At 44.1% G+C, this 12,161-nt stretch carries 10 protein-coding genes; 1 reads left to right on the top strand and 9 read right to left on the bottom strand.

The genetic code is table 11. From position 1 onward, the window contains the following. Positions 1 to 566: 566 nt before the first annotated feature. Both E5260_RS05635 and E5260_RS05630 read right to left on the bottom strand, forming a co-directional pair. Complete coding sequence (locus E5260_RS05635; RefSeq protein ID WP_003644210.1) at positions 567 to 2,672, bottom strand: LTA synthase family protein; 2,106 nt, start codon at positions 2,670 to 2,672, stop codon at positions 567 to 569. A gap of 155 nt (positions 2,673 to 2,827) precedes the next feature. Beyond that, positions 2,828 to 3,064, bottom strand: a complete 237-nt coding sequence (locus E5260_RS05630) for a YkuJ family protein (RefSeq protein WP_003643297.1) — start codon at positions 3,062 to 3,064, stop codon at positions 2,828 to 2,830. 191 nt (positions 3,065 to 3,255) lie between these two features. Here E5260_RS05630 and E5260_RS05625 point away from each other — a divergent pair, with 191 nt between their 5' ends. Next, positions 3,256 to 4,443: a pyridoxal phosphate-dependent aminotransferase gene (locus E5260_RS05625; RefSeq protein WP_003643296.1), complete on the top strand. Its 1,188-nt coding sequence runs from the start codon at positions 3,256 to 3,258 to the stop codon at positions 4,441 to 4,443. Between the two features lie 160 nt (positions 4,444 to 4,603). Here the strand turns inward: E5260_RS05625 and E5260_RS05620 are convergent, their stop codons facing one another. The 7 genes from E5260_RS05620 to E5260_RS05590 all read right to left on the bottom strand — a co-directional run bounded on the left by E5260_RS05620 (position 4,604) and on the right by E5260_RS05590 (position 12,123). Beyond that, on the bottom strand, positions 4,604 to 5,842 hold the full coding sequence (locus tag E5260_RS05620; protein WP_003643295.1) for a D-alanyl-D-alanine carboxypeptidase family protein: 1,239 nt from the start codon (positions 5,840 to 5,842) through the stop codon (positions 4,604 to 4,606). 63 nt (positions 5,843 to 5,905) lie between these two features. Then, positions 5,906 to 6,961, bottom strand: coding sequence for a lysylphosphatidylglycerol synthase transmembrane domain-containing protein (locus E5260_RS05615; RefSeq protein WP_003643294.1), 1,056 nt, complete (start codon positions 6,959 to 6,961; stop codon positions 5,906 to 5,908). Positions 6,962 to 6,964: 3 nt separating this feature from the next. Beyond that, positions 6,965 to 7,987 (bottom strand): glycosyltransferase family 4 protein, encoded by a 1,023-nt coding sequence (locus E5260_RS05610; RefSeq protein ID WP_003643293.1) that lies wholly within the window; start codon positions 7,985 to 7,987, stop codon positions 6,965 to 6,967. 75 nt (positions 7,988 to 8,062) lie between these two features. After that, positions 8,063 to 9,241 carry a glycosyltransferase family 4 protein gene (locus E5260_RS05605; RefSeq protein WP_003643292.1) on the bottom strand — a complete coding sequence of 393 codons (1,179 nt, stop codon included), beginning with the start codon at positions 9,239 to 9,241 and terminating at the stop codon, positions 8,063 to 8,065. A 538-nt stretch (positions 9,242 to 9,779) separates the two neighbouring features. After that, the gene (ptsP, locus tag E5260_RS05600) at positions 9,780 to 11,510 is read right to left on the bottom strand and encodes a phosphoenolpyruvate--protein phosphotransferase (protein WP_003643291.1); all 1,731 of its coding nucleotides are present in this window, start codon (positions 11,508 to 11,510) and stop codon (positions 9,780 to 9,782) included. Next, positions 11,510 to 11,776: a phosphocarrier protein HPr gene (locus E5260_RS05595; protein ID WP_003638282.1), complete on the bottom strand. Its 267-nt coding sequence runs from the start codon at positions 11,774 to 11,776 to the stop codon at positions 11,510 to 11,512. Before E5260_RS05595 ends, ptsP begins: the two co-directional genes overlap by 1 nt. Before the next feature lie 149 nt (positions 11,777 to 11,925). Then, a complete protein-coding gene (locus tag E5260_RS05590) occupies positions 11,926 to 12,123 on the bottom strand; it encodes a hypothetical protein (protein WP_003646540.1) in 198 nt (65 codons plus the stop codon). Between the last annotated feature and the right edge of the window lie 38 nt (positions 12,124 to 12,161).

The raw sequence follows: 12,161 nt of genomic DNA, 5'->3' as shown, positions 1-12,161 counted from the left end.
CAATGTAAATGCTCACATCAATTTGAATATTCATAATAATGAGTAATGTTGCATATCGCTCTTAACGACAAGAAATATAATACCAAGAATAACGACCCGGGTCAACCCTTTTTATGAATTAATTTCAGAAAAGTTTTAAACACCGATTAATGTCGCAATAGACTATATTTTACGGGGTTTTTATTAAGATAGCAAGCAAAAGTTCAATAAATCTCCCTTTAATTTTCAACGACTGTTTTTCAAAGTAAACCAACGCTAGCATAATGAATATTATTTCGCTGACAATCTACCAAATCAAGACAACCAATCAGTCAGCATTCCCCACCTCATCACCGTACTTTATCGGTTCACAACATCCGCGACGCGCCTACCATTCCAACTTTGCATTTACTTGGGACTCCAAAATTGGTAATACTTCATCGTTCACCATCAGTGTCAATTCACACTGCGCAACAATCGGCTTAATAATAGTGTACCGCGCTGTGGTCAAAACAAGTGACAGCTTACTTCCGCAACCAAAAAGGGATAACGCCGTCAGCGTTATCCCTTAGTTGATACGAGTTCGATTAATCAGAACTACTGCTTGAACTACTACTACTGTCACTTGAGCTAGACAGTTCTGGTGCATCCGTCTTATACAGACTCTCCGTTGATTTGCCCTTATGCTTCGAGAGAACACTCGTCTTCTTCTCAGCTTGGATCTCTTTCAATGATTTGAGGGTCTTAGTCAGCTTATAACTATAGTCCGACTTATTGACCTTCTTAAAGCCCTTAGGCGTGTAGAACCGTAGTAAGTCACCCTGGATGACCCGATCAGAGAGTGAGAGTTCCGTCGTCACATGATTTTGCATCTGTTTGACAGTATCCTTCTGCTTCGTCGTCATATCCGTTAGCTTCTTACCGGTCTTCGAATCATAGACTGTCCCACTGATCTTCGTATATGTCGGTGAGACAAAATCCCCGTTCCGGAAAGCCACTGTCTGGTTATGCTGTTTCGACAGTAAGTCCGTTCCGAACTGGATGTAACCCTTGTTCTTGATCCCTAACAGGTCAAAAATCGTTGGCAACGCATCAATTTCACCACCATACGTGTGGTTAATACCACCCTTGATTCCTTCAGAATGAATCATAAATGGTACTTTCTGGAATTGAGCCAAGTCGAAACTCGTTACCGACTTTTTACCCAATAACTGTGCAATGGCAGCCTTATGGTTGTTTGAAATCCCATAATGATCTCCATAAAGCACAATCATACTATTCTTATATAAGCCGGCCTTCTTCAAGTAACTAATGAATTCGGCAAAGGCTTGATCAAGATAATGGGCCGTTTGAACGTAGCCATCAACGGTTGAATCCCCGGTCGTCGTCTTATCGATCGACTGGTTCTTCTTATCCAATTCGTATGGATAGTGGTTCGTCAACGTAATCAGCTTTGCGTAGAATGGTTGTGGTAATTGCTCCAAATACTTAACAGAGTCTTTGAAGAAGATTTTATCCTTCAAGCCATAACCAATATTGTAGTCTGACTTCTCTTTATAGTAAGAAGAGTAGAAGAAGTAGTTATACCCCCACGACTTATACGCGTTATCCCGATTCCAGAAACTAGCCACATCACCGTGGAAAGCCGCAGTCGTATAGCCCTTTTGTGACAGGATTGCTGGCGCTGCCTGGAACGTATTCGACGTCCCATACTGCGTCATCGCTGACCCGGTTGGTAAACCAAACAAGGAGTTTTCCATCATCATTTCAGCATCAGAGGTCTTCCCTTGCGCCACTTGATGGTAGAAATTATCAAAACTCAAAGTACTCTTATCATGATAGAACTTGTTCAGGTTCGGGGTAACTTCCTTACCATCGACCTTATAATCAATTAAAAATTGCTGGAAACTTTCCAAATGAATCACGAAGACGTTCTTGCCCTTCGCTTTACCAAAGTATTTGACGTTCTCGCCAGCCTGGTTTTTCTTGAGGTAGGCTAGCACACTCTTCATATCACTACTACTTGCTTGGGCGCGCGTCGCACTTTCCTTTTCGGTCTGATAGAAGCTATACCCTGCATATGTGTTGAGTCCCAAGTACTTAACGATGTAGTTGTTATCAAAAGTCCGCGTCAATAAATCTGAACGGTCATGTTCAGACATGCCGAGGTCAACAGCAAACAACGCCACCCCAATCATGGTCAGTGTTGCAGCATACCGAATTTTGAAAGGCCGTGGATCGATCCGAATGACCTTGAAGGCTAATAACAGAATCAGCAACACGACATCTGCATAAACTAGGAAGTCGGTTCCATGAATGATCTGTCCCAAACTCTTTCCGAGGTTATTACTAGCAGCACCGGAACTCTTAATTACCCCCGCCGACATGAAATCAGAGAATTCCCGGTAATACAAGATATTGGCAAATAACCACGTCGTCTGTAGGGCGTCAATGATCATCATAATCCAATACTTTAAGCGACCACGGAAATATAGGGCAATACCGAGCAGCACGATCGCTGTCGGAAATGGATTCAAGAACAAGATAAATTCCTGAACGGGTCCCTTAACCCCTAAAGTAAACTCGCTCTTATAAGCGATATATGTCTTTAGCCAAAATAAGACCACGGTTAGGAGGTAAAAGCCCAACGTTGTGTTGACCTTCCCAACCGTGTTTTTTATAAATTTAGGCATGGTAATTTCTTCCTCCGTTATTGCTATTAACAAATCCATATTATAACGGTTGCGTACTAGTTAGCAATATCTTGAAGATTTCTTCAAAAATTCTTCAACATTACAACGCGTCATAATATGGATCTATCGAAAATCTATCTGGATTTTGGGGGAATCTAGTTATCCGTTAGCAAATCGTATAATTCAATTGCCACGAGGTCAATGTTATCAAATTCAAACGTTTGGTCTGGATTGAATTCTTGTAACGTGTACGTCGAGGTAGCGGGATCATACGCTACTTGCCCACGTTGAACGCCTTCCTTTTCGAACCGCCGTGATTGCACTTCGGTTGCTTCAGTTGTGCGCATGGCTTCTAGTCGTTTGAGAATTGCTGATAGTTCAGATTTATCCATTATACTAATCTCGCTCCTTCAAGTTTTGTTTACATTCTAGCAAAAAATAGGACTAATAACACGTTTTTTTAGTAGAAAGCCCATTTTTACCACAAATTTTCACACTTATAATTATACCCTAACTTCCTGCTAAGACGGTGAGAAGTTGTGCTAAAATTAGAACAACTTATAAATTAAAGGAGTTCGGATATATGACACTATTTAGAGACGATCTCAATGAAACCATCAGTCACATTCAAGTTTCAACCATCCGCCAGTTTGACGAAGAAGTTAGTGCGATACCTGATATGGTCAAGTTAACGCTCGGTGAACCCGATTTCAACACGCCTGAGCACGTTAAAGCGGCTGCTAAAAAGGCGATTGATGACAACTACTCCCACTATACTGGCATGGCAGGTCTGTTGGAGCTACGCCAAGCGGCCGCCCACTTTCAAGAGACAAAGTACGGCGTCCACTATGATGCTGAAGACCAAGTCTTAGTGACCGTGGGAGCGACTGAAGCTATCGCAACTGCATTAACGACGATCTGTAATCCTGGCGACGCCATTATCATTCCGTCCCCAATCTTTCCAGCGTACATCCCCATCATTCAAGAAGCACACGCCAAGCCCCTCTTCATGGATACAGGCGTTAACGATTTTGTCATTACGCCTAAGATGGTCGACGATTTTATTGCTGCTCATCCTGACGAGAACTTCAAGGGAATCGTGTTAAACTACCCGAATAACCCCACTGGTGTCACCTATGTTGAAGATGAAATCAAAGCGCTCGCCGACTGTTTCCATCGCCATAACTTGTGGGTCGTATCCGATGAAATTTACAGTGAACTGACTTACGGTAGCGACCACGTCTCAATTGCTAAATTCATTCCTGACGAAGTGATCCTGATCAATGGCTTATCGAAGTCTCATGCTATGACTGGCTGGCGAATCGGCTTCCTGTTTGCCTCTAAGGAAATGACGGCCCAACTTAAAAAAGTCCACCAATACTACGTCACTGCAGCAACCACGATTGCTCAGAAGGCCGGTGTTGAAGCCCTCACCAACGGAATCGATGATGCGCAACCAATGCGGCAAGAATACCAAGCTCGGCGTGATTTCGTTTATCAAACGATGTCGAAGCTCGGTTTCAAAATCGCACGTCCTACCGGAGCCTTTTATATCTTCGCGAAAATTCCAGCTGGCTTTGAACAAGACTCGATGGCATTCTGTAAAGACTTAGCACGCAAGAATCAGCTCGCGATTATTCCAGGGACTGGTTTTGGTGCCGAGGGGGAAGGCTACGTGCGTCTAAGTTACGCTGCTAGCATGGAAAAGCTCCACCAGGCCATGGATCGCCTCACTGCATATATGCAGGAACCTGCTAACTGTATCAACTAAGCAACGACAGTCCACCAACTAACTGTCCTAGTTCATCACTGTTAGTCATTTCAATGACTGAATTGGATTCAACTCAAAAAGGTGCGCCAACTACTCGTAAATTACGATAGTTGGCGCACCTTTATTTGTCTTCAGCATCACACGATCTATTAAGCGAGCATCACTTTGCGAACGCATACGTGCCCGTGGTGGTCCGTTTCGCGGGCGCCGTTGCCCATTGAAGTGGTCCAAGCATCGTCAGCGCTTCAGGCGTCCGATAAATGACTTCCTTCGTCGTTCCTGACAATGGATCCGTCAATCGCAATTTAAGAACGGCCGTATTAGCAGCCAGATAATTTGGCGCTGTCCGATGTAATGGCCACAAAGCAATTTTGGTCTGCGTTATTGGCTGCTTACTATTCACCCACAGTTTTGAATTGTACTTCGTCACCAGACGCACTTTGGTCTGCGTCCCCGGAATCTGATAATTGATGCTCTTAGGTACAACCTGTTTATACTGCTCGGTCGTTTTGAGCATCAGCCGCAAGTTGTTGTTCGCCGTAAACTGCCACGCACCGCCAAGTGTTGTTGCAATCATCCGGTGGCCGTTCTGCCGGTATGTAGCGACTAAGCAAGCACCGGCCTGATTCGTATAACCGGTCTTCAGTCCATCGACTGGCACGCGGGGATCATAGTACTCGGCGCCCTTCAGGATCTCCACCGAAGTTGGGACCGTATACTTATGAATTTTGACTGAACGTTGATTAGCAACTTGAATAACATCGGGGTAAGCATCAATCAAATGTTGCGCAATGGTCGTCACAGCCCTTGCTGACACCAGATTTTGGTCCTGATCGCTGGTTCCCTTAATTTTTAAATCGTAATTTTTCAAATCAGTATTATCAAGTCCCGAAGCGCTAATAAAACTCGCATCCAAATGCCATTTGGATGCTTGTTGATTCATTAATTTAATGAACTTATCATTACTGCCAGCAACATACTCCCCCAGCGCAATGGCACCACTATTCGAAGACCCTACCAAGGTAGCTGCGAATAACTCCCTAACCGTAAACGTCTCCTTGGCGGGCATCGGCATTACGGATAAAGTTGCACTGGTTGCCATCTTACGGACATTTTTGCGAATTGGGACTGCATCCGTCCACTTGATCTGACCATGCTCGATGGCCCGTTCAACTAAATACAGCGTCATGAGCTTACTCAAGGACGCAATTGGTAATTTCTGATCGGCATTCTGCGCATAAACGACCTGACCAGACTTGGCATCCATCACGTAGGCGGCTTTGACCTCATCCGCCTTACTACTGGTCGCGTGTGCCGCTACATTGCAGCTCAACACCCCGCTGACTGTCGCTGTCAACACTAGTCCCCATACCAACCGTTGTTTGATTAACTTTAACATAGTACCTTCCTTTAATTCGTAACCGCGAAAAATGGGTCGAACAATGATGTCGGCCCATTAAAATTACTGTTCTTGTGAATCCGACCGGCTAGGTGCCGCAATCGGAATTTCTTCTGCTTTTTCAGGCCGCATCGCCATGGCGATCATCCCTAAGAATAGTCCTAAATAATACGTTAAGATCCGCCAGATCAGCATCGCTAAAATCAGCTTACTGTGGCTGGGAATGAACTTAGCAAACAACGCCGTGAAACCAAATTCAGCACCACCGGCCCCACCTGGAATCGGGAATAGTGATGTCACTAAGAAGATCAACACGTTCAAACTAGTCACCATAATCAAATTAACATCATCGATTCCCATTGCCCGCATAATAAAATACGGAATCAGGTAGTAAAACAGTAGCTGTAAGAAGGTGACGATACAAACTTCGACCAGCATCCGCCAGTCCTTGGTCATTCGAACGCTTTCTTCGTAGAACGAATCGATTTTTTCACTAATATTGTTTTCAAACTTGGCAAATCGCTCAGCTTTCATAAACCAGCTGACCGGGATCAAGACGATCTTCACCGCTCGTTTTGTAAAGTTATACCAGTACATCACCAGCAACAGACCAACAATCACCGCAAAGTGAATCAGAAAACCTAACAAAACGTATAGTGACAGGTAACTTAACTTTTCAGCTAAGTAATGAAAACCAATTAACATGGCGAATAAGAAATTCAATACCACCATGGCCTGAAAAACAACAAACTTCATCAATGCAACTGAACTTGCCCGCCCAGCATCAATCCCTGATTGTGCCATCACGAAGATTTGGGCAGGTTGGCCACCCGAAGAAAACGGCGTGATACCGTTGAATAGTTGCTCGGCTAAAGGAACGCGCAGGGCACTCTTAAAGCGATAGTTCCGATAACGGTGCCTGACAAACTTTTGCACCACCACGGCTTCCAGACCGAAGTATAGTCCGACACACCCTAACGCAACTAATAACCACCACCAATTCAAAGTGAGAATATCGTCCATTAGATTGCTTAGTTTGACATTGCGCAGTGAGTACCACGAAATACCGACGCCTAACGCAACCATTACGAGTAATGACCAGATATTTTTTCTTGTCATTGACTACCCCTCTTTTGCCTGTTGCAAATAAAAATCATGCCAAACTTTGGCAAGGCGCTCTTCCGAATAATCCTGAGCAGCCAAAACCGCCTTGTCATGCAAGAATTGCAACCCGGCTGGATTATGGCGTAACTGGTCGATCTGTCGTTGCATATCATCAACATCACTGGCTGCTTGATAGTAGCCATCAATGATTGCCCGGTACAAATCTAAATCCCGGAGCAATACTGGTGTCCCACAACTGAAGGCTTCCAACACGGACATCGGAAATAACTCGTTATAAGAAGGCAGTAAGAAAAGATCCGCCATATTATAATAGTCCACCAATTTCTCACGAGGAACGATGCCTGGAAACGACAGATTAGCTGGCGGGTTATCCACCACCTGCTTCAACTCCTGATAACCATCCGTAATTCGGCCAAACGAGAACCCACCGGCCCATACAAACTGGATATCTGGATTCTGCTTTGCAAGCGTAATAAAATCAGGAACACCTTTCCGATCCTGAATCTGACCGGTCCCGATAATCATGAATTTATTTTGATCATAGCCGTATTGTTGGCGCAAGCGCAACTGTTTAGCCTTAGTCATTTCGTAAAATTCACGTTTGCTGACAAAATTCGGAATATACGTTACATCTGCTCTTTTGATATGGTATGCTTCCAATTTTGGAATGAAAGTCGGGTTCACCACCACAATGTGGTCCATCCGCTTATAAAATGAGATTAAATAACGATTGAAAATCATTTGGAATGGTCGTGGCAACTTCAAGCTACCCTCGAGCGTCTCTGGTAAGAAATGCACGTAACCGATTTTACGGCCTCGATTAGGCATAAACGTAGACAGGTAAAACATTGGATTAACCGTATGGTAATGTGAAACGGCGGAGCGCCCATATCGATTGACTTTAATATTAAATTCATCCTGCCAATGGGTCCGCAACAACCGCATCAATTCTAAATAGGCGCTGCCGACTCCCTGACCCTTGACGGAGTCAGCTTTTGAAAACATGGTAATGTCTAACATAATTCGTCCCCTTACGCGTCATACGTCGAATAAGCATCCCCGGTTTGGCGGTGCTCATTGACGATTTGACACACGTTAATTACTAATATTCGCCGATTTATCCGCTGATTCAGAATACGCCAGCTGTACGTCTTGATAGTAGTTGATCACTTGCTTGCCGAAATACTCTGCGGAAATTTGGTAAAGCTTCTTCTGCCGTGGCTTGGGATCGTTAAAAGTATTGGGATGTTGTAAATAACGCACAACATCCTTGATCAGATCGGTCTCACTTGTAAAGGTCGTCCCCAGTGACGGATCATCAAGTAATTGATCCGTGTACGGACTAGCAGCCACTACCGTTTTAAGGCCCGCAGCCATTGCTTCAATGTACGTCAGCCCCTGTGATTCTGAGTTCGAAGCCGAAACGAACAGGTCAGCCATCTGGTAATAGTTATAAACTTCATCATTATCAATTTCACCGGTAAATTGTACGTGCGCCGTTAAGCCGGCGTCTTGAACCTGATTTTCCAGTGTTTCACGTGCCGGACCATCACCTACAATCAGGAGTTGGGCATTCGGCACCTGTTCTAAGATCGCCGGTAGGGCTGCAATGACTTCGTGAATGTTTTTCTCGTAGGCCAAACGACTCAAGGAAAGTAATACTGGCGTATCAGACTGATAGCCGAGTCTTTGCCGATAATCCACCGTCGACTGCTGCTCGTACTGATTAATGTCGATTCCAGTCGGAATAATGCGAATTGGCGCTTTAACGCCGTAGCCCGTCAGTGTATTTGCAACCCGCTCACTTGGTGCTACAATCCCGTTCAGATGATAACAATACGCCCGTGTGGCCTCCTTAACGTGGTATGGCTTTAACAACTTACCATTCGCAATATAATGTAGATAATCCTCATACATCGTGTGGTACGTATGGATACATGGGACTTTTAATTGTTTGGCAACAAACTTACCAATCATCCCCATGGAGAATTCTGTCTGCGTATGAACAATATCCAGGCCAAGATCCTTAGCAACCTGGTAAGCCTTAAAAAGCCCGCGAACGGCGATGCGCCGATCCGTGAACGAAACAAATGGAATACTCGTAAACCGAAAAATATTGCGTTCATAAATATTCTTATCAACATGGGGATCCGTGGTCGTAAAGATATAGACTTGATGACCAGCCCGTTCGAGTTGATTGCGTAACACTTTGATTGACGTTGCGACCCCACTCACTTGTGGATAGTATGTGTCTGTAAATATCCCGATATTCACGTAGATTCTCCCCTTATTTCCATCAATTAACCGTGCTGCTAATCGATGTTGCTTAACCGCGCTTAGATCATTATTTCATGATCATCACGAATTCGACTTAATGCCTATATTATAAACATTATATTGGTTAAATATCCGAGTTGCAAATAATCTTAATATAAATTAAGAGTTCATGACAAAATCTATCTGACCAGCTACACCTATAGAAAATGAATTCGAAATGATGAATTGTAATCGCTAGGCATCACTCAACACCGCCATTACATCGTTTCCACTACACCAACTCTTCACCGTCAACAGCGAGTAGCAATGTGCCCTGTGTCCATCATTGACTAGCGCGGTCGCAACTATGGACAATTGTCACAATGCCTAAATGTCCAGTCAATTCGCGTCATGCACTGTGCCAGCTCTCATCATACCGGTGCGGGTAGTCCACTCCCCCGTCGTGCTAAACCCGGGGCTAGTACCAACTGGTTAATGACCCGCATTTACCCACAAAAAAAGAGCAAATCCGCAGATTTGCTCTTAGTTTGATTGTTTATTTACCGAAGACGTTCTTTTCAACTAATTCTTTGACTTCTTCGTTAGTAACACACTCGTTAAGTGCCTTATCAGCTAATTTAGCCATTTCCTTAGTATCAAGTTTCTTCATTAATGAACGTGTCTTAAGCACGGAAGTTGAACTCATTGAGAATTCATCCAAACCTAAGCCCATCAATAATGGCACCGCAATCTGATCCCCAGCAACTTCACCACACATACCCGTGAAGCGGCCGTTCGCGTGAGCAGCGTCAATAACATGCTTGATCAAACGCAACAACGATGGGTTGTATGGTTGATACAAGTATGACACTTGTTCGTTACCACGATCAGCAGCAAATGAGTATTGAATCAAGTCGTTAGTCCCAATACTAAAGAAGTCGACTTCCTTAGCAAACTGGTCAGCTAAAATAGCTGCCGCTGGGATTTCAATCATGATACCAAGCTTGATGTCGTCAGCAACAGGCGTACCAGCTGCAACCAACTTGGCTTTTTCTTCCTCAAAGATAGCTTTGGCTTTACGGAATTCGTCAAGCGTTGCAATCATTGGGAACATAATCCGTAATTGACCGTAATGTGACGCACGTAATAACGCACGTAACTGGGTCCGGAAGATGTCATCACGATCGAGGGAAATCCGAATAGCCCGATAACCCAAGAATGGGTTCATTTCATCAGGTAATGGCAAGTAAGGTAATTCCTTGTCACCACCGATATCCATGGTCCGAACAATAACGGGTTTGCCGTTCATCCCTTCGACAACCTTCTTGTAAGCTTCGAATTGGGTATCTTCGTCAGGTAATTCTGAACTGTTCATGTACAAGAATTCTGAACGGAATAATCCAATGGCTTCAGAGCCAGCATCCAAAACCCCATCCATATCGTCAGGTGTCCCGATGTTAGAAGCTAATTCAAAGTGCTTGCCGTCCTTAGAAACGGTGGCCTCGTTCTTCAACTTAGCCCATTCAGCCTTTTGCGCAACAAAGTCTTTAGCCTTTTGTTGGTAATCAGCAACTTCAGCATCCGTTGGGGCTACTAAAGCGTCACCGTTGATACCATCCAAGACGACCGTATCGCCTTCTTTGATATCAGTCGTGGCAGATTCAGATCCAACGACCGCTGGAATTTCAAGCGTCCGTGACATGATGGCTGAATGACTAGTCCGACCACCAATGTCAGTAATGAAGCCCTTAACATACTTACGATCAAGTTGAGCTGTATCACTAGGTGTTAAATCGTGGGCAACCACGATTACTTCGGAGTCAATTAAAGCTGGACTTGGTAAGGTTACCCCTAACAAGTGGCTTAAGACCCGCTTCGTTACGTCGCGAATATCACCGGCTCGTTCTTGCATATATGCATTATCCGTCATCGCTTCAAACATTGAAATGAAAGTATCAGTAACTTCCTTCAAAGCTTCTTCAGCATTGACTTTATCATCCTTGATTTTACCTTCAATTTGTCCGAGCATTTCTGGGTCAGACAAAATGGTGATATGAGCTTCAAAAACTTCTGCTTCTTCTTCACCCAAGTTTTCAACCGCTTTGTCTTTAATGACCTTTAGTTCAGCCTTGGAAGCATCGAAAGCGTCATGTAACCGTGCAACTTCAGTATCCGTATCGGAAACTGTTGTCTTTTCGAATGATAAATCTGGATCAACTAGCATATAGGCCTTAGCAATTGCAACACCATCACTGGCCGCAATTCCTTTTAGTACCTTTTCAGCCATTATTCAGATAATCCTTCTTTCTTCATCGTTTCAGTTAAAGCTGCGATAGCGTCGGCTTCGTCGGCACCTTCAGCAGAAATGGTAACGTCAGCGTCTTTACCAACACCGAGTGACATAACACCCATGATGGACTTTAAGTTAACGGACTTGTCTTGGTATTGCAACGTAATTTCTGAGTTGAACTTACTTGCTGATTGTACCAATAAAGTTGCGGGACGTGCGTGGATACCAGTGTCTGCGATAACGTGAAATTCTTTCTTTTCCATAACTATTCGATCTCCTTCAAGATAAATAAATTTAAAATTGGTTCCGAGTCAATTCGAGTTGCCGCCAACACGTATACTCAAGAGCCCTTAATAATGATGATAGCAATTATCCAATTAAAATACAAGCCCTTTCATTCAAGCTAGGCCTATTAATTGGTTGTCTTACCATCCTTCTCGAAATGGTAAACAATGCGGCCATCTAAGTCCGCCGTACCAATGACTCGTTTACGATACTCATACTTCATATAGGCGTCGTGAAAAGCCATAAATTCATCCGGCGTTACGGTAAAACTGTCGCGTTCGCCATGACGCAACGCTTCCATTAACTGGGTATAATCCGTTGCCAAACAATTACCGCCTCCTCAAAGTTAGGTTGACACATTAC

The organism is Lactiplantibacillus plantarum (assembly GCF_014131735.1).
GTDB classification, from domain to species: domain Bacteria; phylum Bacillota; class Bacilli; order Lactobacillales; family Lactobacillaceae; genus Lactiplantibacillus; species Lactiplantibacillus plantarum.
The sequence above is the reverse complement of the archived record's forward strand: the minus strand, read 5'-3'. Positions and strand labels throughout refer to the sequence as shown.

Excerpts from the sequence above, each read along its gene's own strand:
- E5260_RS05635 (WP_003644210.1), bottom strand. The coding sequence starts at position 2,672 with ATGCCTAAATTTATAAAAAACACGGTTGGGAAGGTCAACACAACGTTG.
- E5260_RS05630 (WP_003643297.1), bottom strand. The coding sequence starts at position 3,064 with ATGGATAAATCTGAACTATCAGCAATTCTCAAACGACTAGAAGCCATG.
- E5260_RS05625 (WP_003643296.1), top strand. The coding sequence starts at position 3,256 with ATGACACTATTTAGAGACGATCTCAATGAAACCATCAGTCACATTCAA.
- E5260_RS05620 (WP_003643295.1), bottom strand. The coding sequence starts at position 5,842 with ATGTTAAAGTTAATCAAACAACGGTTGGTATGGGGACTAGTGTTGACA.
- E5260_RS05615 (WP_003643294.1), bottom strand. The coding sequence starts at position 6,961 with ATGACAAGAAAAAATATCTGGTCATTACTCGTAATGGTTGCGTTAGGC.
- E5260_RS05610 (WP_003643293.1), bottom strand. The coding sequence starts at position 7,987 with ATGTTAGACATTACCATGTTTTCAAAAGCTGACTCCGTCAAGGGTCAG.
- ptsP (WP_003643291.1), bottom strand. The coding sequence starts at position 11,510 with ATGGCTGAAAAGGTACTAAAAGGAATTGCGGCCAGTGATGGTGTTGCA.
- E5260_RS05595 (WP_003638282.1), bottom strand. The coding sequence starts at position 11,776 with ATGGAAAAGAAAGAATTTCACGTTATCGCAGACACTGGTATCCACGCA.